18 protein-coding genes are annotated in these 25885 nt (G+C 55.2%); 7 read left to right on the top strand and 11 right to left on the bottom strand.

Annotated features, from left to right (window positions below):
- Positions 1-57 precede the first annotated feature (57 nt).
- Together AC1DM5_RS06595 and AC1DM5_RS06590 are read right to left on the bottom strand one after the other, a co-directional pair.
- A complete protein-coding gene (locus AC1DM5_RS06595; protein ID WP_477818468.1) occupies positions 58-1323 on the bottom strand; it encodes a nucleotide sugar dehydrogenase in 1266 nt (421 codons plus the stop codon).
- Between the two features lie 580 nt (positions 1324-1903).
- The gene (locus AC1DM5_RS06590; RefSeq protein ID WP_477818467.1) at positions 1904-2794 is read right to left on the bottom strand and encodes a glycosyltransferase family 2 protein; all 891 of its coding nucleotides are present in this window, start codon (positions 2792-2794) and stop codon (positions 1904-1906) included.
- 1010 nt (positions 2795-3804) lie between these two features.
- On the opposite strand from AC1DM5_RS06590, the gene AC1DM5_RS06585 reads away from it, so the two are divergent.
- Together AC1DM5_RS06585 and AC1DM5_RS06580 are read left to right on the top strand one after the other, a co-directional pair.
- Positions 3805-4659, top strand: coding sequence for a calcium-binding protein (locus AC1DM5_RS06585; RefSeq protein WP_477818466.1), 855 nt, complete (start codon positions 3805-3807; stop codon positions 4657-4659).
- A gap of 552 nt (positions 4660-5211) precedes the next feature.
- Positions 5212-6408 (top strand): O-antigen ligase family protein, encoded by a 1197-nt coding sequence (locus AC1DM5_RS06580; protein ID WP_477818465.1) that lies wholly within the window; start codon positions 5212-5214, stop codon positions 6406-6408.
- 669 nt (positions 6409-7077) lie between these two features.
- Here AC1DM5_RS06580 and AC1DM5_RS06575 read toward each other — a convergent pair.
- Complete coding sequence (locus tag AC1DM5_RS06575) at positions 7078-8139, bottom strand: acyltransferase family protein (RefSeq protein WP_477818464.1); 1062 nt, start codon at positions 8137-8139, stop codon at positions 7078-7080.
- 388 nt (positions 8140-8527) lie between these two features.
- Between AC1DM5_RS06575 and AC1DM5_RS06570 the strand changes: the two genes are divergently transcribed.
- Positions 8528-10012, top strand: coding sequence for an SGNH/GDSL hydrolase family protein (locus AC1DM5_RS06570; RefSeq protein WP_477974786.1), 1485 nt, complete (start codon positions 8528-8530; stop codon positions 10010-10012).
- 250 nt (positions 10013-10262) lie between these two features.
- Here the strand turns inward: AC1DM5_RS06570 and AC1DM5_RS06565 are convergent, their stop codons facing one another.
- From AC1DM5_RS06565 to AC1DM5_RS06555, 3 genes are all read right to left on the bottom strand, one after another.
- Complete coding sequence (locus AC1DM5_RS06565; RefSeq protein ID WP_477818462.1) at positions 10263-11579, bottom strand: UDP-glucose dehydrogenase family protein; 1317 nt, start codon at positions 11577-11579, stop codon at positions 10263-10265.
- Positions 11580-11681: 102 nt separating this feature from the next.
- Positions 11682-13109, bottom strand: a complete 1428-nt coding sequence (locus AC1DM5_RS06560) for a mannose-1-phosphate guanylyltransferase/mannose-6-phosphate isomerase (protein WP_477974783.1) — start codon at positions 13107-13109, stop codon at positions 11682-11684.
- 43 nt (positions 13110-13152) lie between these two features.
- The gene (locus AC1DM5_RS06555; RefSeq protein ID WP_477818461.1) at positions 13153-14577 is read right to left on the bottom strand and encodes a phosphomannomutase; all 1425 of its coding nucleotides are present in this window, start codon (positions 14575-14577) and stop codon (positions 13153-13155) included.
- 299 nt (positions 14578-14876) lie between these two features.
- Here AC1DM5_RS06555 and ung point away from each other — a divergent pair, with 299 nt between their 5' ends.
- The 3 genes from ung to AC1DM5_RS06540 all read left to right on the top strand — a co-directional run bounded on the left by ung (position 14877) and on the right by AC1DM5_RS06540 (position 17254).
- Positions 14877-15569, top strand: a complete 693-nt coding sequence (gene ung, locus AC1DM5_RS06550) for a uracil-DNA glycosylase (RefSeq protein WP_477818460.1) — start codon at positions 14877-14879, stop codon at positions 15567-15569.
- A 129-nt stretch (positions 15570-15698) separates the two neighbouring features.
- Positions 15699-16631, top strand: a complete 933-nt coding sequence (locus tag AC1DM5_RS06545; RefSeq protein ID WP_477818459.1) for a VOC family protein — start codon at positions 15699-15701, stop codon at positions 16629-16631.
- Between the two features lie 14 nt (positions 16632-16645).
- Positions 16646-17254 carry an alpha/beta hydrolase gene (locus tag AC1DM5_RS06540; RefSeq protein WP_477818458.1) on the top strand — a complete coding sequence of 203 codons (609 nt, stop codon included), beginning with the start codon at positions 16646-16648 and terminating at the stop codon, positions 17252-17254.
- Between the two features lie 66 nt (positions 17255-17320).
- Here AC1DM5_RS06540 and AC1DM5_RS06535 read toward each other — a convergent pair whose 3' ends face one another.
- Entirely contained in the window at positions 17321-19594 is a 2274-nt protein-coding gene (locus tag AC1DM5_RS06535) for a polysaccharide biosynthesis tyrosine autokinase (RefSeq protein WP_477818457.1), read from the bottom strand.
- Positions 19595-20191: 597 nt separating this feature from the next.
- Here AC1DM5_RS06535 and AC1DM5_RS06530 point away from each other — a divergent pair.
- Positions 20192-21025 carry a metallophosphoesterase gene (locus AC1DM5_RS06530; protein WP_477818456.1) on the top strand — a complete coding sequence of 278 codons (834 nt, stop codon included), beginning with the start codon at positions 20192-20194 and terminating at the stop codon, positions 21023-21025.
- A 14-nt stretch (positions 21026-21039) separates the two neighbouring features.
- Here AC1DM5_RS06530 and AC1DM5_RS06525 read toward each other — a convergent pair whose 3' ends face one another.
- From AC1DM5_RS06525 to AC1DM5_RS06510, 4 genes are all read right to left on the bottom strand, one after another.
- Positions 21040-21699: a hypothetical protein gene (locus AC1DM5_RS06525; protein WP_477818455.1), complete on the bottom strand. Its 660-nt coding sequence runs from the start codon at positions 21697-21699 to the stop codon at positions 21040-21042.
- 257 nt (positions 21700-21956) lie between these two features.
- The gene (locus tag AC1DM5_RS06520; RefSeq protein WP_477818454.1) at positions 21957-22637 is read right to left on the bottom strand and encodes a hypothetical protein; all 681 of its coding nucleotides are present in this window, start codon (positions 22635-22637) and stop codon (positions 21957-21959) included.
- Positions 22638-22730: 93 nt separating this feature from the next.
- Entirely contained in the window at positions 22731-23942 is a 1212-nt protein-coding gene (locus AC1DM5_RS06515; protein ID WP_477974780.1) for a polysaccharide biosynthesis/export family protein, read from the bottom strand.
- 252 nt (positions 23943-24194) lie between these two features.
- Complete coding sequence (locus tag AC1DM5_RS06510; protein ID WP_477818452.1) at positions 24195-25772, bottom strand: O-antigen ligase family protein; 1578 nt, start codon at positions 25770-25772, stop codon at positions 24195-24197.
- Positions 25773-25885: the final 113 nt, after the last annotated feature.

Here is a 25885-nt window from a genome sequence, read left to right as displayed (position 1 = left end):
TCTCGATAATTCTCAAAGAATCGGCCCCCGGAGAGGCCGACGGCGTGTTTTTGCTTCTTAGTGCAAAGTATTTGTGTCGACTGTCTTTGCAGCCTTCACATCTATCTTTGCCAAACTTCCGTTTGTGTCGATCACCAGATCGTATTCGGTGCTTTCGGCCTCTTCCTTGGAAACCATGATTTCCGAGATGGATGGAAGGTGCGAGAAGGCATAGCCCATATTCTGACCCAGCAACTGCGTTGGCTTGACGGCCGGATCATAGATGCTGAGCTTGTACCCGGAGGTGATCAGCTTGTGGGCTAGGTTAAGCTGGGGGCTTTCGCGCAGGTCGTCGCTTTCTGCCTTGAACGCGAGTCCAAGCATGAGGATGTTCGCCTTCGGCGCGACGTCGCGCGTAACGTAGTCGAAGATGAAGCGTTTGTGCGCCTCGTTCGAACGCAGCAACGAATCGACCAAGTGATTGAAAGCGCCGACCTCCTCGGAGATATGGGCCAGTGCCCTCACATCCTTGGGAAGGCAGGAGCCGCCGAAGGGGCCACCGGGGCGCATATAATAAGGCGAGATATTCAGCTTGGTATCGGAGATGAAGATCTTGTGTACGGTCTGAGGGTCGATATCAAGCTGGACGCAGACGCGGCCGATTTCGTTGGCGAATGCGACCTTGACCGCGTGCCAGGTGTTATCGACGAATTTGGTGAACTCGGCTTCGCGGTAGCCGGTTACGAACATTGGCGCACTGATATTCTTGTAAAGCTCAGTCATGCGCTCGGACGGCTGACCGTTCTGAGTGCCAACGACGATCTTCGGCGGATTGAAGTAATCTTTGATCGCCACGGATTCGCGGAGAAATTCAGGATTGTAGACGATTTCGACCAACTTGCCGAAATCCTTGCCAAGATGTGCCTTGAAGATCGGTGCAATCAGTCCGTCGATCGAACCCGGCCGGATCGTGCTGCGGAAGACCACGGTCAACGGCTTCTCACGACCAGCGTTCACGCCCAGAGCAATCTGACGCGAGACTTCGGCAATGAATGTCATATTATGCGAGCCGTCAGCTGCACTCGGTGTACCGACGCAGACAATGGCCAGGTCACATTCCGAAAGCAATGTTCCGACCTTCGAGACGACCGTCAGGCGATTGTCAGCCAGACCTTCAGTCAGGAGGTCGTCGAGCCCGGGCTCATAGATTGGCGAATGACCGGAGAGAATGAGTTTTACCTTGTCTTCGTGAGGCTCCACGCCGACGATGGAATGACCTTCTTTGAGCAGGCATCCGGCACCTGTGAGGCCGACATAGCCAAGGCCAAAGATTGCAATTTTCATTCGCACGCTCCTGGGGTTTGTGACTGTGCGGAGATAGTCGAAAATTTACATCGATTACGCAACCGCAAAAAAATGAACGTTTTGCCGATGATCAATTTCGATCACATTTGTATAGTGCATATGACATTTTCGAAATAGCCATTCTGGGGATTTTTTCGAAAACGGGCAGGCGAAGCTTCGACTGCTGGCGGCATCGAATTGTTTTTAAACGCGTTTTTCAGTTTTCTCTTTGCTCCCTTTATGCTCGTCGGGCATGACGGCACATTTCTTGGCTGGTCGCTGCAGCAACGGCGATCCAGTCAACGAAAAATTGTGCAATGCAGCATGCACGTTGTATTTGGGGGCTCGAAAGGTCGCGATTGATCCATGAATTTGAGAAATTTAGTGCCAGCTGTGATTTAAAAACGACAAGCCCACCGCTCCCTCAAGGGGGGTCAGATGGTCTGAACTGGCTGTTCCCTGGGTCGCCAAAACGATGTTTGCAGGGTCAGAATGCCGATGGCGTCATCAAATTCAGACGCAGAATACCTGCGTTCAGAGGACGCCACCTGGGGTGATGCCATCTGAACGCTGGAATTCTCTAGTAGCGATTTGAATAGAAAGCGCCGGCCGCCAGCAGCTTCAGAGCACGGGTGACGTTTTGCGGGCCTGCGTTCGCCGACAGGCTCTTCCATGCATGCTTAAAGCCCATGCTAGGAGAGCCGATTGTGCGAACTGCAATTTCAGCCATCTTCATCTCATGGGCGGCGATGATGATATTTCTCTGCCGCTGATTGCTGACGCTCGCCAATATTTTGTCGCGCATCATGTTGTGGCCAAGAATGAGCTTGTCGATATTGCGGGAAAGCTTGTCGTTTCCGTCATAGCTATAGCGCACCATTATTTCACTGGTGCTCAGGAGCGAAGAAATCTGCGACAGACGGAACCACAGATCCCAGTCTTCACAATTCGGCAGGCTTTCGTCAAATCCACCAATATCCATGAAGCTGCTTTTGCGGATAAGCGCAACAGAAGCCGAGCCGAAGATATTTCCCTGGCTCAGATGTTCGAGCGTGATCACCCGCGGCGGCACGCGCGAAACGCTTGGCCTATCGATGTAGTCGTATTTCATGCCGCAGCCGGCTGCAGGGCATTTTTCGTCGTCCGACAGGAGCTTCAACTGCAGCTCCATTTTTTCGGGAAGCCACTCATCGTCGGAATCAAGCAGAGCAAGCATGTCGCCCGACGCCGCGCGGCAGCCTTCATTTCTTGCACCAGAGGCGCCTCGGCTTTTGCTCAGGAAAATTGGCTTAATAATTGAATGCGCTTCGGCAAGCTGGCTGATTACCGCCGGAGTAGAATCTGTCGAGCCGTCATCAACGATGACTATCTCATGTGGAACTACCGTTTGAGCTAAAATACTGTTTACGGCTCGGATGATCTCGGTAGGCCGATTCTTAACAGGTATTACTGCTGATACAGCGTAAGCCATTAGAATTCCTCGCGAATGAATCCCTACGCCCCGTTCAGGCCTAGAATGGATATTAATATTCCCTGGCGATTGCAACGCCTAAATCTCTGTGGAAATTGGCGACATTGCGGCCTGACTTTGACCTTCATAAAGAAATAATGGCGGGCCAACTGGATCCCCAGGGCCAGCATAAGCTCGATTAGCGCAGTGAAAACAAATGGCTAAGGCTTCACGTGATGCACGCTGACGGCCTTATTTATAAGTGAATGAATGCGCGCAAATTGGCTTTGAAAGGCACTGCCTGAACGCGGCTCACCGATGGTTTCCACAGGCGATGATCAATCGATATCTTTGGAATTGAGCCGTGGGTCCGACAAGCAGGGTGCCTCATGACCTGCATACTATAATGTGCGCAAAAGTCTCAAAAGGGCACTCCATGGAGGCTCGCGATCACATCTTTAAATATGATCCGTGCCAGTTCATCGCTCAACGACGTGTGAAAAAGTTTGCGACCGTGTCGCCACATGACCGACAGTCGTTGATGGATTTTCGCTCGTGGTCCGTCACATCCCGGCACCAGCCCTCCTGGCATGTTTCTGAACCTGAACATTAGTCGTTCCAGCTAGAATATCGGCGGCTCAAGACGAATAAATGAAGTCGATTGAGCTCTCAGTCGCCATTCCCCGCGACAGATAGAATGAAACGTGTCTGCGGAACGCCCTGCGGCATTGAAAGTCCGCAGGCAGCGTTGGTTTCTCGGCTGCGCTATCCCGCCTAATTGGCGTCCCTCAATATCGCTATTCTTGTAATTCCCTCTGTTGGATATTTTAACGTGCAATAGTTGCGATACTCCGCTGTTGAGCACGAGTACACTTTAAGCGAGTGATCTCGAGTTAAGTATATTTTTATCAGCCCAATTTTGTTCTCAACTTCAGGGTTTACAATAAATTAATTCTTTAATAGTCAAGGGAACGAAAGCCGACAGCGCTTCACTATAAATATCTTACTTGTGTTTCAAAGGGAGAATCGAAATGGCTAACGTTCTGGGTACCAATTCAGACGACACTCTCAAGGGTACGGCTGGAAATGATGAGATTCGTGGGCGCGACGGTAACGACGCAATCTATTCTGGTAACGGTGACGACAAAATACTCGGCGGCAACGGCAACGATCTGATCGGCAGCGGCACCGGAAAAGATGCAATCTACGGTGATGCTGGCGACGACGTAATCAACTCGCGTGGAGGCGACGACTTCGTCTTCGGTGGTGCTGGTAATGACATCATTGCCTCCGGCGACGGTAGCGACCATGTTTGGGGTGGCGAAGGCAACGACGCGATCTACGGCGGCGCAGGCAACGATTTTCTGGGCGGTGGTGTTGGCAACGACATCGTGCGCGGCGGTACCGGCGCTGATTTCATCACTGGCGATGCTGGCGATGACCGCGTTTACGGCGACGAAGGCAACGACATCGTTCACGGCAACGAAGGCAATGACCGCGTATACGGCGGCGTCGGCAACGATAAGGTGCTCGGCGACGACGGTAACGATTTCGTCTTTGGCGATGACGGCGATGACGATGTCTATGGCGGCGCTGGCGACGATTTCCTTTACGGCGGCGCAGGCAACGATTACCTTGTAGGTGGCACCGGTAAGGACACTTTCGTTTTTGAAAGCGGTTCGGATTACATTGCCGACTTCACCATCGGCCAGGACAAGCTGAAGTTCGGCGCTGCTGGTGTAAGCCAGTACAAGTTCGCCGACATCATTTCGCATGCTGCTCAGGACGGCGCCAATACCGTCATCACCCTTGATGCGAACCATATCGTGACGCTGCAGAACGTTAATGTAGCGGATCTCCACGCTTCCGACTTCCTCTTTGCATAGTCGAAAGCCGGAACGTCATAACCGGTTCGGTCTGGCTTGCAAAAAGGCGTGACAGGCGGATTGGAGATTTATTAGAGAGTTTAGGGCGGCAGTATCGGTGGATATTGCCGCCTTAATTGTGGGCAATTGAGCGTTTCCCCAGTGGCGGCTCTCGCGCCCGATGGCAGATGCTGGCGGCATTTCGAGTGCCTAGCCACGAAATAGCCTGGATACTCTGCCCAAATTGGGTGCTGGAAAATCAGGACGATGATTGCGGCGAGTCCGCTGGCACGATGCCTGAAAATTCTGGATCAAGGGAACATGCCGGGTTGCTTAATTATACGCGCGCCATCGTTCGACGCTTGATGGTGCATTGCGAAAAAATGAGGATTGAAGATATATAGGTCCTTGAATGTTGACGGCGACAGGCCGAGCACGCTTCGTCTGGAGAAGGCCATATTGCTGAATCGATGCGCCAGTTCGACAAGGACCATACTCGATTCGGTTTTGTTGATACGAAAGAGCATATCAATTACGTCCTTCTAGTTAAGTTAGGTCAATTGGAAGCGATATATGGCGTTTAGAGCGATCTTCGTCTTTTCTCTTGTGTTGCTGGTATTTAATATCGGCGCAGCCCTGCATCTTGCCGGTAGCAACGCTATTGAGAAGTCTTTTTTTATACTTGCTTCTTTCGCGATTTTGTTTCGCGGTCGCCCCGACAGAACGATATTGGCGCTTCTCTTTGCGGAATTGTTGCTTGTAATTATTCTGGGTGCATCGACGCCCTATAACGGCTTCAGTTGGTCTGTTCTATTTGTTTCTCTGAACCAGATCATTGTTCTCTTCGCGTTGCTGGCCGGAAAAACCAGCTACCGAGATCAGCAGCTCATCTGGAAAGTAACCGCGTTCCTGCCGTTGGTGTGCGTGGTCCTCGGTTTTGCCTATCAGGCCGTGGGCATCAAACCCATGATCGCCACCGAGTTTGCAACCGGTGTTCCGCGCTATCTGGGTTCGTTGTCGGCGGCAGCATTCACATCTGCGCTCGGAATGTGCGGCGTATTTGCCGGTGTGCAGTTGGTGCTTGGCGGTCAAAAGAAATACGCGGCGCTCGTGCTCATCAGTCTGCTGATTCTCGTTGCTGCTGGAGGCAGGGCGACCCTGGCGGTTTGTGTTGTGGTGACAGGTGCTTCGGTGCTCGTTCAACGCGGCGTAACCATCACGACCAAGATTTCGCTGGTGGTGATGGGCCTGGTTGGCGGTCTGGCGATCGTGGCGGTGTTCTGGGACAATTTTGCGACGCGCTTTCTGCAGAGTGGCGACAGCGGCCGCGGTATCATGTGGGACTATCTGCGTACCGTCATTGCCCAATATCCCTACACGGGCATCGGCTTCGGTCACCAGTTCTATATCACGCCGCACGAAATCGAGATTATCGTCGGTTCTACTTCAGCTCATAATGACTTCATCCGGCTGTCGGTCGAGCTCGGCAGCACGGGAATGATCATTTTCTATGTGCTGCTAAGCCTTGCCGTGCTCAAGGCCAGCTTTCGGGGTGGCCGTCCAAACGTGGTTGCTATTCTGGCTTATTCCGGCTTCCTGTTCCTCTCCAACTCAGATAATGCTCTTGCTTCGCCTCTGGAATTTCCGCTTATTTTCCTCGCGCTGCTTGCAGGGCATAAAAAGCCCGTTCCTCGACGGGTGCGTCAAAGACAGGAATTACCGGTAATGCAGCAGGTCCCGCATCAGGCTTCCGCTTCTCCAGGAGAATAACAGGAAGCTACTATTGGCTACGATTTATCGGCAAGCACTCGGTTAGATGCTGCTCTGTCCAGTAAGGCTCAGTGTCTGCATTTGGCAAGCCGCTCGACGGTTCGAGATCCAATCAGTCTTCCTGTTGAGTGCTCTTGCGGCTTGAGCGCTTGGATGCCGGATGACCTACATGCGGTTGGCCTCTATATGTTGATACCGAAAGTCTGGAGGCGGCTGTATTGCCGAGATTGCCCCGACATTGGGTTGGCTGTTGCATGAGGTCCGGGAAAGCGACCCCTAGGCCTGCAGTCGTGATACCATCGGGCGGTCGATTGAGCTGAAATAGTGTCTGCAGAACCTGATGGAAGCCGACGATCCTGCAACGCCGCAATTCTGGTCAAGGAGATCAGGTCGGGTGTTGTGACCGGCGGCGAGCTCGTAGAGCTCCACGGAACTGTCTACCTGGCGGCATTTCTGAGCAAAGTTAGCGAGCTAGCCCGCGATGGATTGTTGAAGAGCTTTAGGTCCTGTCGCAGGTGCCTCGTGTTTTGCAGGTGATCCCGCGACGGTAAGGTTTGTCGCTCTAACCCGCGCTCCACGGCCTGCTGCGAGGTGGTGCCGTATTCGAGCACTTGGCCCGGGATGAACCAGCGTCAGGCCAAGTCAGGGCAAGGGCATCTTAACTGRTCATCAGCTTGTTGGAAGAGGTGAAGACGTCGCGCGGAAGAAGCGTCGGATAGGCTCGTCAAAGCAAACCGCAGCCAAGTATGCCAACATGATTGCCGTAACCATCGTTATCCCAATCATGGTGAACAAAGCTATGCCTTCCAGCTTCAGCCGGACACATATGTATGTGCTGATAAGTACAACCGGCATATGCGTAATATATAAGGGATAGGATATCAGCCCGGAAAACTTGGCCAAGGCTTCAAATCGAGATGAAGGCTCCCTTACGGCGCCTAGCATTACAATGAGCGGGAAGACGAGTAATACGCCCACCAGTTCAAATATGAAGTTGAACCGAGTCACAGGAAACAAAAATATTGCGAGCAAGACAACGCTCAGCAAAGCCGGTGACACGGTCGGCATGTTCCTCAAGCGACCCGCCATCATCAAGCGCCCAAGCAACACACCTCCTGAAAAAGAGAATGTTACACGAATGGCTCCCTCGAAGAGTTCGCTGGAGCTATCTCCTACATCGAAACTGCCGTGATAGGTCACCATTACAATAGCGGCCACTGCCGAGGCGGCCAAAACACCCAATAATCTCGGCAGGGTGAGGTAGGTCACGGCCAGCGCATAAACTGCATTGATGGCAACTTCAAAAAACAGCGACCAGGCTGGTGAATTGAACGGGAAGAGATAATCGTTGCCCTCCACTCGTCCGAAGGGTGATATCAAAAAAGCATTCAGCGATGCAAACACAAATTCCGAAGTATTAAATTCACCTTTGGGCAACATTCTCAATATAAAAACTGCGGCGCTCAACGCCATGCCAAGTGCAAACAGAGGATATAGTCGACGTAGTCGAACTATCATAAATTGCTTGAACCCCATTCCTTGTTGCAATCTGGCATCATAGGCTATTGCAATAACGAAGCCGCTCAAGGCAAAAAAGAAATCTACTCCGAGGTAACCATGCGGCGATAAAGAGCCAAGGCCGTTTTGCCAAACGATGTGAAAGAAAAGCACCGAGATCGCGACAAGGCCGCGAAGGCCATCGAGCGTCAAATAATGCTGACGAACAGGCATAGTCCTTCACCCGCAATTAAGGTTACGCTGCAGGAATCGATAGCATGCTGCATTAGCGAAAGGAAGCGCAACAATTGTGCGCAGCACTATTTGTTGCGGCATTCCCCAGCCAAGACATTCCCCTTGGTGCCGTCACCCGTCTCAAGGACTGGTGGGCCGGATATAGTCTTAAGATTTTTGCAGTTATCGGCGACTGTGGCGCCTGGCAAAAATACGACTGATGGTTCGCGATGAAAAAATTGCTCTGAACATCGAAGGCCACAGGTCGTTTTCGGGTCTCGGACACTGCTATCCCCAATACCGTTCAAAGCTATGCGTTGTCATGCAAATGTCGAGTTTTCAGTCATGACTGAACGACGGTGTAGCGCTAAGATCGAGATGGAATGTCATGGATTTACAGCTTTATCGTCGTACATTTCTCGCCGGCTTATTATCACAATTCGGTTCCTATTTTGTCCAAAGCTCTCAGGCGCTTTCTGCCGCCATGCCGTCGATCAGGCGGGATTTGCCCGGTCTACCGCTCAAAGTTGGAGCAAAGGTTATGGGACTGGGGCACAGCTTCGTAGCCAACAGTGGTTATACGGTAATATATCCTGGGAATCCGACGCCCCGTATCGATATTGTGACAGCAAATTGGCTCGGGACCATCGGGCCGCTACGAAACGTCGATAATCGTTTTAATCTTGACTGCTGGTATGATCCGACCGTGCCGACCAAAGCAGCGGTAACGGGCAGAATGGCGGGGGCGATTGCAGGACGCGGAGGCGAGCACATACCGCAGACGCTCGCGCGATTGCCCTGGTACATTGAGCGGGCACCCGACATCGTTGTCCTGGACATTGGCACGAACGACGTTGCCAGCGATAAGATCACCCTTGAGGATGCGATAGCGCGGTACGAGGCGCTTTTGAAGCCGTTGCGAGATGCCGGGATCTGGGTCGTTTGCATGTTGCCCGTCGACCGCATCGGTCACTCAGTTGGGGCCTGGCCTGCGAGTGATCCTCGGCATGCCCTCAGCAACGGCCTTGCTGACTACATCGTCTCCATCGACGGCCGGGACGGCGTCAAAGTTGTTGACGACCGGGAGGTTCTCTCGAAGGCGATCGCCGAGGGCATCGCAATCACAGAGGACGATGTTCACTTGAACACGTTGGGCCAATGGTTGCGCTATTCCGTGCTTCTGCCGATATTGCGCAAAATGGTGACGGAAGGCGACTTCTACAGCAGAGATGTGACGTTGGCCAACCTTTCGCCGCTTGGCTGCTTCCTGGGGGAGAGAGGCAAGCGATTCGGTGTTGAAGGCGTTGTCGCCGACGGCCTTGCGGCGACACGCGGCGGGGGGCAGACGKATAAAATTACCGGATCAAAGGAAATCGTATCCGATGGCCTGGAAAGGCAGATCTTTACGATCGATCCTGCGGACAATGCAAACGACTCTCGGGTATGCACATTAACGCTGTCCTGGCCCGACATGGACCTGGAGAAACTCGGTCTCTCTGTGGGCGATTGGGTCGAAGCGGGGTTCGACTACGAATTGTCGGAGAGCAATGACTGGCTTGGGCTCGAATTTAGTCTCGAGGCGAACAGCCGACCGGCGATATGCCGTTATGCTGCTGTCGGCGGCATGGTCGTGCGCCTCAATGCGACACAAAATGGACCACGATTGACAGCGCCGTTGTCCGGGCGAGCAACCATCCCGCGCTTTAGATTGCTTGGATCGGATGATATCGCAGCTCCGGCAGATTATTTTCGGAGCTCACTTCGGCCAATCCGCCTTCACTGGAACAAGGATTCTACAGACACACTGGTCGCAAAATTCTCTCCGATCATCATACGCAAAAGTACCGATCCCCGTCCTGCCTGGAATCTGTGAAACGCGTCAGCCATTGCTCCGTCGGCGGTTGGGTCGGCAGGTTGAAGAGAGCCAACTCCATACGACTTGCTTGCCTCAGCAGCCCGGCAAAGACGTGGGCGAGGGCAGGGCGCTTGTCCCAACGCCGAATGAGGCATCTTCTGCGGATTGCAATACAACGTAGCAAGGCCCATTAAGCCCGCCAGCTCATGCTCGCCTTCACCGAATAGAAACGACGAGCCCTGCCATTCTGTGGTGAACTGGAGCAGCCTTAAACTTTTTCGGGTTTCTTGCCGACAGCAAAATAGCCGAAGCCATATTTGGTCACTTCGTTGACCGGATAAATGTTTCTAAGGTCAACGATAACCGGCTTTTTCATGATGGTCTTGAGGCGCTTGAGGTCGAGCGCGCGGAATTCGTCCCATTCGGTGACGATGACGATTGCATCGGCATCCGCGGCGATCTCGTATGGGTCGTTGCCATAGATGACCGGGCCGAGCATATCCTTTGCCGCGTCCATACCCTCCGGATCGTAGGCATGCACCGTTGCACCGCCATCGAGCAGAGCCTGGATGATCGTGAGCGACGGCGCATCGCGCATGTCGTCAGTGTTCGGCTTGAAGGTAAGGCCGAGGACCGCAATCTTCTTGCCACGCACGTCGCCATCGCAGGCGGCGATGACTTTGCGGCCCATCGCGCGCTTGCGATTGTCGTTGATCGCAACGGTCGTCTCGATCAGGCGTACCGGGCTGTCGAAGTCCTGCGCGGTCTTGACGAGAGCGAGCGTATCCTTGGGGAAGCATGAGCCGCCGTAGCCTGGGCCTGCATGCAGAAACTTGTCACCGATACGCTTGTCCATGCCGATGCCTTTGGCAACCTTCTGGATGTCGGCGCCGATCTTCTCGGAGAGGTCGGCAATCTCATTGATGAAGGTGATCTTCATCGCGAGGAAGGCGTTGGCGGCGTATTTGATGAGTTCGGAGGTGCGGCGTTCGCAGAAATAAAGCGGCGCTTCATTGAGGTAAAGCGGGCGGTAGACCTCGCGCATGACCTCGATGGCACGCGCATCCTCAGTGCCGATCACGATACGATCGGGTCGCTTGAAATCGGTAATAGCCGCGCCCTCGCGCAGGAATTCAGGATTGGAAACGACGGAAATATCCTTTTCCGGAAATTCATCTCGGAAGATCCGTTCGATTTCGTCCCCGGTACCGACCGGCACGGTGGATTTAGTCACGACGACTGTGAATCCTCTGACCGCGGCGGCGATCTCTCGCGCCGCTGCATAGACATAGCTCAGGTCCGCATGGCCGTCTCCGCGGCGGGACGGTGTACCGACGGCGATGAAGACCACGTCGGCTTCGCCAACGGAAGGGGCGAGATTCTTCGAGAAATCGAGGCGGCCGGCGCCGCGATTCTGCTGGATAATGGCTTCAAGGCCGGGCTCATAGATTGGCACTTCGCCCGCTTCGAGAGCGTTGATCTTGGCTTCAGATTTGTCGACGCAGGTTACATGGTGGCCAAAATCTGCAAAGCAGGCACCCGAGACGAGGCCAACGTAACCCGAACCAATCATCACAATGCGCATGGCGTAACCTTCATTCAACAAAAAGTGGTCCGACCATAAAGGCGGACCACTATCCGTTACAGGGGCGGAGAACCAAGTTCAAGACCGCCAAAAAGCTTAGGTTCAGGTTCTGCCGAACTCGTCGACGATACGGATGATATCGTCTTCGCCGAGATAGGAGCCTGTCTGAACTTCGATGAGTTCCAGCAGAATCTTGCCGGGATTTGCGAGGCGATGGACCTCACCGAGCGGGATATAAACCGACTCGTTTTCGCGCAACATCTGAACATTGTCGCCGATTGTAACTTCGGCCGTTCCCTTCACCACGATCCAGTGCTCAGAGCGATGATGGTGCTTCTGCAGCGACAGTTTTTTGCCGGGCGTAACGAAGATACGCTTCACCTGGAACCGATCACCATTGAAGATCGAGGTGTAGCCGCCCCATGGACGATAGGATGTGGGGTGCGTCTCGGTCAGCTTCGACGTCTTCTTCTGGCCGGCAAGTAGCTTGACGAGCTTGCCGACTTCCTGGCTTTCCTTCAACGGTCCRACATAAACAGCATCTTCGCTGGCGATGACGGCGACATCGTCCATGCCCTGGACGGCGAGGTGAACGCCATGGGTCATGACAAGCGAGTTGCGGGTGTTGACAACAGTCGTGTTGGCGGCGGCGATGTTACCGTTTTCATCCTGAACGCCGGTTTTCCATACCGCATCCCAGCTGCCCATGTCCGACCACCTGAAGGCGGAGGGCACGACCACCGCCTTGGACGTCTTTTCCATGACTGCGTAATCGATGGAGATGTCGGGGCTCTTTGCGAAGTGTTCGGCATCGAGACGCGTGAAATCGAGATCACGCGTTGCTTTGGACAGCGCCTTGTCAGCTGCCTTCAGCACATCAGGTGCATATTCCTGCATTTCGGAAAGCAGTTCGGCGACCGGGAACATGAAGATGCCAGAGTTCCAGTAAAAGCCACCGGCGGCCAGCATTTGCTCGGCCTTCTCGCGTGCCGGCTTTTCGACGAAGCGCTTGACCTCGTGCGCGCCGCTGGGAAGCTGCTTGCCGAYCTCAATGTAACCATAACCGGTCGCCGGCTCCGTGGGCGTGATGCCAAAAGTGACGAGCTTGCCCTTGAGAGCCGCATCCCGTGCCGTGCGGATGGCGTCGAAATAGGCTTCGTCCGCCAGGATTTCATGATCGGAGGCCAGCATCTGGATGATGGCCTCCTTGCCGAAATGCTCGGAGGCCAGGCTTGCCGCGGCTGCCACTGCAGCAGCAGTGTTGCGGGCAACCGGCTCCAGCAATACCGCGGCGAGCGGAATATCGAGTTCGCGGGCCTGTTCCGCCACGAGGAAGCGAAAGTCCTCATTCGTCACAACAACAGGGGCTTCGTAAAGCGCCGGATCGGAAACGCGGACCAGGGTTTCCTGAAACAGCGTCTTGTCCCCGACAAACTGGATGAACTGTTTCGGCGCGGTTGCGCGCGAGAGGGGCCAAAGGCGCGTGCCCTTGCCGCCAGCCATGATCACGGGGACGATTTTCTGTGTCATCGGATACTCTTCCTTGAAATGAACGGCCAGGTTTGTCGCATGCTTATCGGGCTTCTGCCCAGCGCTTAATTCGGGTCAATCCCGCATTCAAGAGTTCTAAGGCGGCTGCCTCTCCTTCGGCTTCCACGTAGCAACGCATTTCCGGCGCGTTGCCGGACGGACGAAAATGGATGATACGGCCATCGCGCAAGGTCACGCGCAAGCCGTCAATATCACTTTTCGAACCGACCTCGCCAATGGGCAGCAGGAATTCTGCGAGATTGGCGTTGGATCCACGCAGGTAGGTCATCAAGGCTGCGCTGGTTTCGACCGGGAAATTCTCAAGACGGTCGGCCGCCGCGAAGGGCAGTTTGTATGAGGTCGCAACGATCGAAAGCGGTTCCTTGCGGATTGCGGCGAGCGAAAGCGTTGCCAGCATCGGCAAGAAGCAATCGCGCGTGGGCAATGCTCGCACGCTCCGGCCGTTGATATCGAAGGGCGTTGCGGTCAGGAGCCCACCATTCGCCTCGAAGCCCATCACGAGATCCTTGCCTGCGGCGACGGCCTCTTCCATGCCGGCGATAACGAAGGGAGAGCCGACACGGGTGCGAATGACCTTGAAAGATCCTGCCGCTTCAATTCCTGAATTGGAGGTAACCGGCGTGACGACGGTGCCGGCGCCGAGGAAATTGGCTGATATCAACCCCAGAAGGTCTCCGCGCAATGGCGTCCCGGTTTCGTCGGCAACCAGCGGACGGTCGCCATCGCCATCGGTGGAAACAATTGCGTCAAGGCCATGCGTGGAGGCCCAGCTCTTCAGGAGGGCGATCGTCTCTTCGGAAACGGCTTCGGTGTCGACGGGAATGAAGGTTTCGGACCGACCAAGGGCCACGACCTCGGCGCCATAATGGGCGAGAATATCGACCATCAGGTCACGGGCGACCGTGCTGTGCTGATAGATGCCAATCCTCATACCTAGAAGTGCGCTTGCCGGCAGGAGAGCCGCGTTGCGCTCGAAGAAGAGCTGCAGACACGGGGCAGAGTGATCTTCCACTGCAGCCGACGCGCTCACCACAGCCTCGCCCGAGGCTTCGATTTCGGCGGCAAATCGGGTAATTGCTGCTTCGTCCGTTTTGTCGATCTCGCCGTCTGGACGATAGAATTTGATGCCGTTGCGGTCCGCAGGGATATGCGAACCCGTTATCATCAGGCAAGCGGCCTTTCTTTCCAAGCCGTAAAGCGCAAGCGCCGGTGTCGGGACGGTGCCGCAGTCGAGAACTTTGAAGCCGAGGCTCGCAAGTGCGCCGGCGCAGTTACCGGCAATCTCCGGGCTGGACTCCCGGAAATCACGGCCAATCAGGATGACATCGCCCTTTGCGGCTTTGTTGCTCTGCAGCAAGTATTTGCCGAAAGCCATGGCATAAAGCGCTGATGCGCGTCCCGTGAGATCCACCGAGAGACCACGAAGGCCGCTTGTCCCAAACTTCATACGAAACACCCTCGCGCTGTGAACAACCGATTTCTACTGTGCTGATTTGCTTGGGTAAACAGCAAAATTAGGGCATAGTTAAAACGGCAGACGGCATAGCAAAGTATTGCCATCATTTGCGTATCGTTACCAGCACTTTTGGTAATGGTAGAGAATTTCCAATTTATGACAGCTGGAGCGCTCTTCGCATCTGCGAGATGGCAAGGCATAGCGTCACAACCGTCGCGTATTGTGGCTCTGCGTAATTTTGCTAGAACGGTTTTCGTACATAGGCTGCATCGATCCGGGAGGTTTGCGTCGTGAACGACACGTCAGTCACTCTTGAAGAGAGTTGGAAAGCGGCGCTCGCCGGCGAGTTTGCAAGTCCCTACATGCAGCAGCTCAAGATCTTTCTCGTGGAGCAGAAGCAGCTTGGCCGACGGATTTTCCCGAAGGGCGGGGAGTATTTCCGCGCCCTGGATCTGACGCCGCTTGCGAAAGTTAAAGTCGTGATTCTCGGGCAGGATCCCTATCACGGCATCGGCCAGGCTCACGGACTCTGCTTCAGCGTTCGCCCCGGCGTGCGTATTCCGCCGTCGCTCGTCAACATCTACAAGGAGATGGAGACGGATCTTGGAATTTCGCCGGCGCGGCACGGCTTCCTGGAACATTGGGCACAACAGGGCGTGCTTCTCCTCAACAGCGTGCTGACGGTGGAGGAATCTCAGGCTGCCTCGCATCAGGGCAAAGGCTGGGAGCGCTTCACCGATGCCGTCATCCGCAAAGTGAACGACGAATGCGAAGGCGTCGTTTTCATGCTCTGGGGCTCCTATGCTCAAAAGAAGGCGGCCTTTGTCGATGCAAGGCGGCATATGGTGCTGAAGGCGCCACATCCGTCGCCGCTTTCGGCCCATAACGGTTTTTTCGGATCCCGGCATTTCTCCAAGGCGAATGCGTTTCTGCAGTCGCATGGCCGTGAACCTATTGATTGGCAGCTTCCCGTCAATCCTTGAACGCTGCCGCATTGTCGTTCACAAAATGGAGACAATGCGTGTCAGCTTGCCGGACTATGAGAACCGGCTCGAAAAGCTCATCTATGACCCATCGAAAGCCCGCCTGTTGCGGGCAGAAAGAGGTCTCAAATGCTCGATCAAATCAAGGGTCTGCACCACGTCACATCGATGGCGGAGGACGCCCGGACCAACAACCAGTTCTTCACCAATGCGCTGGGCCTGCGCCGCGTCAAGAAGACCGTCAATTTCGACGCTCCTGACGTCTATCACCTCTATTACGGTGACGAAACCGGTTCCCCGGGCACGATCATGACCTACTTCCCATTCCCGAAGATGGCGCAGGGGCGTCCTGGCACCGGTGAAGTCGGTACCACGGTTTACTCAGTTCCGCAGGGCTCGCTCGGCTTCTGGAGTGATCGCCTGACGAAGCTCAATGTCACCGGCCTGAAGACGGAAGAATCGTTTGGTGAAAAGCGCCTGAATTTTGCCGGTCCCGATGGCGACGGCTTTGCGCTCGTCGAGGTCAAGGACGATACCCGCGCTCCCTGGACGCATGGCGGTGTCAGCGAGGATCATGCCATCCGAGGCTTCCACTCCGTTGCCATGCGGCTGAGAGATGATGGCGCTACGGCCGAACTTCTGAAGTTCATGGGTTATGAGGTTCAGGACGAACACGATGGCGTCAAGCGTCTCATCATTCCCGGCGGCAATGGCGCGCATCTCGTCGATCTCGAAACCATGCCCAATATTGCCCGTGCGCTCCCAGGCGCAGGTTCAGTCCACCATGTCGCTTTCGCTGTTGAAAACCGCGAAAAACAGCTGGAGGTTCGCAAGGCGCTGATGGACACCGGCTATCAGGTCACCCCGGTTATCGACCGAGATTACTTCTGGGCGATCTACTTCCGCACACCGGGCGGCGTGTTGTTCGAGATCGCTACCAACGAGCCCGGCTTCGACCGCGATGAGGATACGGCGCATCTCGGCGAAGCACTGAAACTGCCGCAGCAGCATGCCCATCTGCGTGCCCTCATCGAGCAGCACCTGCAGCCGCTCGAAGCCTAAGCGGAGGTAGGACGATGACGAACAATGGTTATGTGCACCGGCTGCATGCCGGTGCACCCGGAAAGCCCATCCTCTTCGTGCTTCACGGGACGGGTGGCGACGAGAATCAGTTCTTCGATTTCGGCAGGCACTTGCTGCCGGAAGCGACGATCGTTTCGCCGCGCGGCGATGTTTCCGAATATGGGGCGGCGCGCTTTTTCAAGCGAACCGGCGAGGGGGTCTATGACATGGCTGACCTTGCTCGGGCGACGGACAAGATGAGTGGCTACGTCCAGGATCTGGCGTCGGCACATAGTGCATCCAGAATTCTCGGGCTGGGATTTTCGAACGGCGCCAACATTCTGGCGAACGTGCTTATCGAGAAGGGCTTGTTCGACGCGGCAGCTCTGCTTCATCCGCTCATCCCTTTCCGGCCTCGCGCCAATCCCGATCTTGGCGGCCGTAGGATATTGATTACGGCAGGCCAGCGCGATCCGATCTCGCCAGCCGCGTTGACCGAAGCGCTTTCCGCTTATTTCGAGAGCCAGAAGGCACAGGTGCAGACGGAATGGCACTCGGGAGGGCATGACATCCGGCCGAATGAGATCGAGGCCATCGGCAGGTTCTTTTCGGAATTGGCGTGACCAAAAAAGATTATGCGGCGAAATTCGCCGCATAATCCCATTTCAGATCTTGCTCGAAAAGTGTTCTTACGATTCGTGATAATAGGCGGAGTAGCGGTTGTAGTAATACTCGCCGGAACCATAGGAACGATAAAGCTTCAGCTTCTCCGTATCGACCTTGTTCAGCACGACGCCGATGCACTTCTGCATGAGTTCAGGCTGAACCGCGAAGGTCGTGCGAACGACGCGCCGCGATGTGCGGCCCCACTCGATGACGGCCAGCGAAGCATCGAGCATCGGGCTGATCGCGCGGGCATCGACGACCGGGCCAAGCGGAGGCAGGTCGAGAACGATATAGTCGAAGTGTGCCTTCAACTCATCCAGCATGTTGACCATGATAGACGAGGAAAGCAGGTCGGAGGAGTGCGGTACACGGCGCTTGACGACGGCCGGCAGGAAGGCAAGCTTGGTCTTGCTGTCGAGCAGCAGCACGTCCTTCAGCGGCCTGCCTTCCAGCAATGCTTCCAGAATGCCCTGTTCCGCATGCCGGCCGATGGCGCGCGTCGCACCCGGGTTGCGAAGGTCGGCGTCGATCAGCAGTGTGCGTGAACCTTGCATTGCAAGGAGCTGCGCAAGGTTGATGGCGATGGTCGACTTGCCTTCGCCCGGGAGGCTGGAGATGACGCCGATGACCTTGCTGCGTGAGCTCGGATTTTCCATATCGACGGCGATCTTCGCGCTGCGCATCGTTTCGGCGAAGGCCGACAGCGGATGGTTGACCACGTAGTTGGTGATCCCGTTGCCGGTCTGCAGCCCGCGGGTCGATTCCAGCTCGCTGGCGCCGTTGGCGGCTTCCTTCGCGTCGACAGCAGGCACATGGCCGATATATTCCAGCGACAGCACATCGCGAACCTGATCACCGGTTCTGAAGAAGCGGTCACGGAACTCTCGATAAGCCCCTACGCCGCTGCCAAAGATTGCACCAAGCGCAATTGCAAGAGCAAGAACGAGCGGCTTCTTTGGCGAGCTGGCAGATACCGGTACCTGCGATCGGGTGATGACGCGCGCTTCCGTGATGGGGAAAGTCTGTTGCTGAGTTGCTTCCTGGAAGCGGGCGAGGAAGGTCTGGTAAAGATTGCGATAGGTATCAGCGGTGCGCTCAAGCTCGCGCAGTTGAACCTGGGTTTCTCCCGCGGCAGCCGTTACGCTCGTCGCTTGCGTAACACTGTCCTGAAGGGATTTTTCCCGGCTCTGGGCGACCTGAAGCTCACTCTGGTAGCTTTCGGCAATACGATTTAGCTCTTCGAACATCAGCCGCTGATATTCGGCCATTTCGCCGCGCAGTCGAACGGCTTGAATGTGATCCGGTCCGAGGCGGGCCGATATATCGGCCTCGATCTTCGAAGCCTCAAGATACTTTTTGCGCAGATCGTTGGAGATCGAGTTATCAAGAACGTCGGTTACGATCGCATCCGTACGCTTGTTGTCGATGATTGATTTGACGCGCTCATATTTCGCCTGTGCTTTTGCCGTTTCGGCTTGCGCAGTAATAAGCTGTGTCGTCAATTCCGAAAGCTGCTGATCGCTGAGCAGCTGGTATTGTCCGCCAGTGCTGACGAGCCCCTTCGCCGTACGGAACTTCTGGACCGCAAGGTCTGAATCAAGCGCCTTTTGTCGCAGTTCATCTATCCGTTCCTGGAGCCAGTCACTCGCGCGGCGCGTCGCCTCGTATTTCGAGTTCAGCTTATCCACGAGATAGGCGTCAGCAATTGCACCTGCAATGTTTGCTGCCAGATCCGGCGAAGTCGAGGTGTAGCTTATGGACAGTGCGTATGTGCGCCCTACGCGCTCGACATCCATATTGGAAACGATTTTGTCAGACGCCGCCCGTCGTATAGCGTCCATATCATCGGCATCGACATCCGCACTCGCAAACCATTTACGGAAATTGAGCATTGAACGAAGCATGGCGATTGGTGAGCGGTCCGGCGAAGTAAAGGCCGGATTGTCCAGCAACTTTAACTTATCTATGACGGCCAAGCTGATTGTGTCAGACTTGAACAGCTCGACTTCGCTCAACACCGATGCATCATCCTCTACGGGGACGCCGGCGTTGGAAAGTTGGCTCAGGAGTTCGCTGTTGCCACGGTCGATAAGCACGCTCGTCGATGCAGTATATTTCGGAACTGCAGTGACAATATAAACAATTCCTAATGCAAGGAAGGCAACTGCTGCAATCGCAACCGGTCGCCATTGACGTGCGGCGATTGCGATCAGCTTTTCAACGTCGATAGTGTCTCTTGACTCTGAGTGTTCCCACTCTTCGTTTGCGTATGCCGGGACCTTATCTGGCGAAAGCAATCCGAGACCTCCATTAAGTTGAGTCATATAAGGTAAAGGGTCTGTAGGTGCGCTTAATCAAATGCTTCCAGGAAGCCAATCGAAAGTGGGCGCACGCTACATGAAGGAGTAGCGTCAATCAATGTTTAAGCTCAAGCCGAGACAAAGCGCCCCGGCTTCAATGCCGTCGATTCGCATCAGGCCGCATTGACACCGTGTCTGCGCGGCGGTGATTTCTAGTCACTATCTTAGCATCCGGCAACGCTGCTGTGACACCCCAGCTGGTCTGAATTTTATGAGAGGAATTTAGCTTTTTCTCACTGTCTGCATGTAGGATAGGCATGTATTGATGGATAGGCGATCGATTCCGTGTTCAGTGGTATCCTGTAATCTTTGGTCATTGTTAAGCAAATCTGGGGATATGTCGAGGTCGTGCGCAGGTTAATGGTGGATATCGATAGTGTTAAGCTGGTGCATATTGTTGTTTCCTCTCTTCCAGGATAGCGGGTTATTTTAACTATTCGTTAACTTACGCTTACAGCCCGCGGAAGTTGTGAGGCTGTTTTATGCGCGCAGCAAGCTTCAACTACGATACGAGGCCTCGAGGATCAAAATAGAATGTCGAATTCCCACGTGAAGCGCCATCAAGGCTTTATAAAGCCAACTTTATTTGGGGTGTTTCAGAAGCTCCTAGGCAAAGGCGGGGCTCTGCCGGCGGTCCGCGAGCAAACTCGGCAAAGGCTCCATTTCGATCCGGCTGATTTCTCTGCTATCTACGCTATTGGTGACGTGCATGGCTGTCACAGCAAGCTTCTTGAAGCAAAGCAGAAGATATTCGACGATTTTTCGAGATATACGGGCACTGCACTAATAGTAATGCTTGGGGATTATGTAGACCGCGGCGTCTCTTCTAAAGATGTTATCGAGCACCTTACCAGGCCAACCCCAGCCAATATCAAGCAAGTCGCGTTATGCGGTAATCACGACGACGCGTTTCTGCGATTGCTTGAGGAGCCGGATCTGCTTCCGAGCTGGTATCGCTTCGGTGGCTCGGAAACGCTGAAATCATACGGGATCGACGTCGGCTATTTGCTGAAGCATGGCGACAATGGGGCGGTCGAGCGTGCAATCAACGATGCTGTACCAGCTCACCACAGAAAATTACTGGCTGAAATGCCGTCAATGCTCACGGTGGGGGATATCGTCTTCGTGCATGCCGGGATCAGGCCGGGTATTGCTCTGCCTGAGCAAAGAGACCGTGATTTATTCTGGATTCGCGAGCCCTTTCTGACGCGAGGCCCCGAGCTGCCTTTGCTTGTGGTGCATGGTCATACGCCTGTTGCTCAACCGTTTTTTGGTAATGGGCGCATCGCCATCGACACCGGCGCGTTCGCCACGGGTAGGTTGACTGTGCTGCGCATCGTGAACCGCCAAGCGGTCGTGCTGAGCTGAAGCGGCGGCTTGCCTTACGGCAGTTTGTCAGGATTGAAGCCGAACCAGGTGAGCGAGCCCTTCTTGTTGGCTGGCAATTGTGTGACGGCCTGCTTCACATAAGGCAGCAGGGCAGTGCTGATTCTGGTCAATGCCGGCGCGACTTTCCGTGAATCTCCAAGCTTCAGGAGAAGGCTGACGTCGCTTTCGACCGTGGTTCGTGCATTTTCAAGGGTTGCTACGTTCAGATGGTTCCAGAAATAGACGCGGGCGAGAAGGGCGAGTTCGTCGGCGGGGGCGAGCCGGGCTGACATTGTCATCAGCCGGGCAATTGATTTTGGCTCTTGGGCGATTACGGCACGAACGATCGCAAGCCTGAGCCAGAGATTGCTGTCGGTTGGCATGCAGGAGACGGCGTGGCGCATGTATCGCTCGGCGTCGTCTGCAGCCTTGGCCCAGGCCTCGTAACCCGTGATCTCGTTTGCCGTGTCCAGCCTGTTCAGTACGAGTGTGGTGCCTGCCATGACGATATCCGAGCGGCAATAGTCGCCGGAGACGATCGTGTCGGTGTTGGCTGCCGTCCTGGCGACCGTTTCAGCGCTGATCTGTCCGGATTGTTCAAGTCTTTCCGCCACGAGAAAGATATCAGCAAAGCGCGCTGACTGCCTGATATCGGCAACGGCAAAGGCCAGCAATGCAATGCCCGTCAGACTAAAAAGGACAGATAGGGCAGAGGGAGGTGACAGCGCAACCAGGGCCGTGGCCCTTCGCCGCGTTTGTTCGCTTGCCTTGGCGCGCTGAGACATGTCCTACCGGTCCGACCTGCTGCAGGAACGATCGGCTCCACTGCCGGCAACGACTCGCGCGAGATAGGAGCTTTTTTTTAAATGTTGAAAGGCGAGGAGAGGCCGAACGGCCTCTCTGATAGCATTACGTGAATTTTGGAAGCGGACTAGATGCTGCCGCTGACAGAATTGTTGATTATAATCGTAAAATTGCCGCCGCCTGAGGCGCCCGTCTGGAGCGAACCAACGCCTGAAGCGTTCGTCTGGAGCGAACCGCCGCCTTGGGTGGCGCCGCCGGCATCCGCGCCAGCAGCCGGTCCACCCAAACCTGATGCACCAGGGCCGCTGATATCACCGCCACCTGCAGGGCCTGCGCCCGCGCCGCCGAGTGCTGCAACAGCGGTCTGGCTGGTCAGCGAAGCTTCAAATGCTGTGCGGAAGCTACCGAGCGCCGGGTTGCTGACGATTGCTGCTGCGACAGCTGCCGCAATCTCGTCGGCGAGATCGGAGTGCTGCGGACGGCAAACGTTGACGGCGCGCCCAAGGCCGGCGCCGATAGCTGCTCTTTGAGCATCGGTTGTTGCTGGGTTGGCTGCCAGCGTCAGCAGCATTGCCGTGACGTTCGTTTCGGTTGCTGCAAGATCGCGAACCGAGCCAGTGAGCACGGTGTCAGACGGATTGCCCGTGAGAATGCTTGCCGGCGTCGCGTTAAAGGCGTCCATCTGCGAACCGCTTGCCGCGCCCGGACCCGAAAAGCAGTTGCCTGCAAAGGACGACGTCGCAAAGCAAAGGGCGCCGAATGCGAAGACAGCCGTACCTTTCAATATATTCTTCCCTGCTTTTACCATTCCCAGCCTCCAAAGATAACGGAGCTTATAACATAAACTCCGATGAGCACCAGTCCGTTCAATGTCAGGTGCTCGAAGTATCGTTTAATATATTTAATTTCCAAGATCTTGGACTGCGTCGCGGGTATCGAGGGCATCGTTAGAAACACCTCTGACCGTAGATGTAACCGAGTTCAGAATGTCGAGGAACTTCACGAGCTCAACAGTGTGTGCGTTGGAGATATACATGACGTCCTTGTCCGTCATGCGGAACTCCTGAACTGCGAAAAGGGTCGCCGGATCGCGCAGGTTCGCCCGGAAGATGACCGGCACCTGGTCGCTCTTAAAGCGGCTGGTGTCGATATTCAGGCGTTGAAGAGTGCTACGGTCGACCTTTCGATAGACCACGACTTCGCGCGGATCTGCACGCGAATCGAGGAGACCGCCAGCCTTCGCCATGGCTTCGCCAAGGGTCAGGTTCGAATCCTCGAAGTCGATGCGGTTGTTGATGCCTGATGCGCCAAGTGCGATGAAGGTTCGGCGCTCATGTTCGACCGAAACAGTGTCGCCCGGCGCGAGGTAGATGTTTTCGGACGGATTCTTCAGCAGTGTTTCGTAGGCGATGGTTGCTGTTTTACCGCGACGCTGCAGCGTGACGTTGGTCTCAATATTGGGAGTCGTGAGGCCGCCTGCCTCGGAGATCGCGTCGAGGATACGATCACCGGCCGGCGAAAGAACGATCTTTTGCGGGTTATTAACGTCGCCGACGACGGCTACTTCCGAAGAGCGGCTGGTGGTGGTCGTAAGAACGACCTGAGGCTCGATCGCGCGGCTCGCCAGCTTGTCTTCGATATCCTGCTCGACTTCCTCCTTCATGCGACCGGCAGCGGGAACTCGGCCTGCATAAGGAATGCTGATCGTGCCAGCCTTGTCGATCGTCTGCTGCGGCAGGGTGATGTAGTTGCCGGGGCGGCTGCCCGCGTCGGATGGGATGAAAAGACCGCCCGACTGAGCTTCGAAAATTGAAACCTGCACGACGTCGCCGAAGCCGAGCGGGATGTCAGGAGCACCCCCGCGACCGCCGCCGAATCCAGTCCGCAGAGAGCTCGACGGGATCTTATCGAAATAGGGCAGAATCCCCTTGTTAAGATCGATCAGAACGTAGTCAATTCCAACCTTCCGCTCAGGTGTTGTGACCTTAATTGCTGCAGCGCGGTCGATATCCGTATGGTCCGGACCGGACCTAGGGAGAGAAGTGCAGCTGGAAAGCACGATCAGCATCGATACAATGATGCCGCCGCGTCGAGTTACAGGAATGCCCATCATGACCCTACTTGGTAATAGCACTAAAACTGTCTAGCCCGCTCACAACTTCAATGACAAGTAAATATCCGACTCTGTCAGATACTGCATACCTAACAGAAGGTTATTGTGGCAATAGCGCAACATGGATTGTCCCATTTATGGTAAATTAGAGAGAGTTGATACGTTAAGATTCTGTGGTAATTCGCATGCAACCCAAACGAATATTCTGATCTTCTTTAGTGGCGATTTTATGGGCAGCCAGCCTTCAAATCGTCATATTTCAAGGATCTCCGCTGAATGCTCGATTCTTAAGCCGGATGAAAGATCTTTCCTGTTCTCGCCGACCCTTTCTTCGCGCCCGCAGCAAATGGAGATGACTGTCGCAAGAAATGCCATGAAAAAAATGGCAAAACCGGGTATTTGAATCGAGAAATCGACTGCGGAATGAGCCGCTGTCAACAAGGTGCCTGCGCAACCCAAAATTGAATAATGTCTCAGCCGACGGCGAGCCTGATAGCCACTCCAGAAGGCCCGCATGAGCACGAAAAAGATCAGGCAGGCGACGACCGGGAATATTATTCCGAGAGTCAGAAAGCCTTCGAGATAGGAGCTATGAGCCCTGTCGACGATGCCGCCAATTCCGCAATCGGGTGTCCGATAGGCCGAAAAGACGGTGCGGAATGTGCCGAAGCCCGTTCCCTGAAACCAGTTCTGCGAGAGGGCATGCATCGTATCGGACCAGACGCAGAAGCGATCGTCATCAGCGCCTCGCTGATCTGCACGCAGGATGGCTCTGCCGCCGAAAATAGCGGCGAAAACGAGAACAAGGGCGATCGCACTGGCTACCGTTAACCAATTTCGGGTCACAGAACCGCCTGCTTGAGGAAGCAGCCTGGAGCGTCTGCCCTTCCACTGCCGGGCGAGATAGGGGAGGTAGAAGATCGAGCCGAGGCCTGTTGCGGCCAGTCCGGCACGGGACTGGGTGAGCATCAGCGCGGTCAGGCAGGAGAGGCTGAGGCCGGCAAAAAGCCAGAAACCGAGGCCCTCCTTGAAACTGCCTGATGGCGCGGATGAAAAGCCGAAATAGGCGCGGCCATTTTCCGACGCAAATGTCGCAAGTATCAGAAAACTCAGTCCCAAGAAGGTCGCTGCCGTGTTGCGGTTGACGAAGACTGCAGTGAGGCTGTCGAGATAATAGCGCTTGCTTTCAGTCAGCAACATCTTCGGAAACAGCAGGAACTGGCCAAGCCCGAAGAGCGAGATCAAACCTGCGCCAACAGCAAGCACCATCAGGATACGGCGCGCCCGCTTGTCCGTATCTGCAACAATGAGGCCGGTCAAAAACGTCATGACAGGCAGCGCTATATACAGCAGCGAAGTGAGTGTGTCGGCCGGCGCGACTGATATAGTGTCTCTCGAGGCGCCGGCGAGCGCGTTTGCATCCTTCCAGATCGGATTGATGAGAGATGGCCACGGGATGCGGACGGTCTGGATAGCGATCCAGACCGAGGTAACGATAAAGAGAAGCAGCGCCCATACGAAGACCCAGTGAGCTCGCCGGGGCTCACCGAAAAGCAGGAGCGCCGCAAGGCTCAGCGCGAACATGCAGATCGCGACGGCCGCGAAAGGCTTTGCATCGACCAGACCGAACGGAATGACAGCAGCCAGCACCACCGTGCTGTAGAGGCCGGCAAGTATGGTCTTCAATCTATCCGTCACAGCCGCGGCCAAACTTTGAAAGGTCGGCCGCCCCTCCGGCGCCGCTGCGCTTGTCTCTGCAAGAATTCCGCGACTTTTGCAACCCTGCGCCATTCTGGCGCGACAATCGCCCCAGAATTGGTGGCGGCACATTCGATCGCCTCCAAAAAACGCACTTCGTTAAAATTGTTGGGAACGATTTAAAAGGATCGAGAATGCTCCCTCCGTATGTTCCCCGTCATTGGCTGGAGCTGAATAGAACTTCG

It is taken from the genome of Rhizobium sp. 01T437, assembly GCF_056398505.1.
This window is presented reverse-complemented; position numbering and strand designations above follow the sequence as displayed.

Bases quoted from the DNA above. Each gene is read 5' to 3' on its own strand.
- AC1DM5_RS06565 (WP_477818462.1), bottom strand. From the start codon at position 11,579: ATGCGCATTGTGATGATTGGTTCGGGTTACGTTGGCCTCGTCTCGGGT.
- AC1DM5_RS06595 (WP_477818468.1), bottom strand. From the start codon at position 1,323: ATGAAAATTGCAATCTTTGGCCTTGGCTATGTCGGCCTCACAGGTGCC.
- AC1DM5_RS06520 (WP_477818454.1), bottom strand. From the start codon at position 22,637: ATGGTAAAAGCAGGGAAGAATATATTGAAAGGTACGGCTGTCTTCGCA.
- AC1DM5_RS06590 (WP_477818467.1), bottom strand. From the start codon at position 2,794: ATGGCTTACGCTGTATCAGCAGTAATACCTGTTAAGAATCGGCCTACC.
- AC1DM5_RS06580 (WP_477818465.1), top strand. From the start codon at position 5,212: ATGGCGTTTAGAGCGATCTTCGTCTTTTCTCTTGTGTTGCTGGTATTT.
- AC1DM5_RS06555 (WP_477818461.1), bottom strand. From the start codon at position 14,577: ATGAAGTTTGGGACAAGCGGCCTTCGTGGTCTCTCGGTGGATCTCACG.
- AC1DM5_RS06540 (WP_477818458.1), top strand. From the start codon at position 16,646: ATGACGAACAATGGTTATGTGCACCGGCTGCATGCCGGTGCACCCGGA.
- AC1DM5_RS06530 (WP_477818456.1), top strand. From the start codon at position 20,192: ATGTCGAATTCCCACGTGAAGCGCCATCAAGGCTTTATAAAGCCAACT.
- AC1DM5_RS06585 (WP_477818466.1), top strand. From the start codon at position 3,805: ATGGCTAACGTTCTGGGTACCAATTCAGACGACACTCTCAAGGGTACG.
- AC1DM5_RS06545 (WP_477818459.1), top strand. From the start codon at position 15,699: ATGCTCGATCAAATCAAGGGTCTGCACCACGTCACATCGATGGCGGAG.
- AC1DM5_RS06575 (WP_477818464.1), bottom strand. From the start codon at position 8,139: ATGCCTGTTCGTCAGCATTATTTGACGCTCGATGGCCTTCGCGGCCTT.
- AC1DM5_RS06515 (WP_477974780.1), bottom strand. From the start codon at position 23,942: ATGATGGGCATTCCTGTAACTCGACGCGGCGGCATCATTGTATCGATG.
- AC1DM5_RS06510 (WP_477818452.1), bottom strand. From the start codon at position 25,772: ATGTGCCGCCACCAATTCTGGGGCGATTGTCGCGCCAGAATGGCGCAG.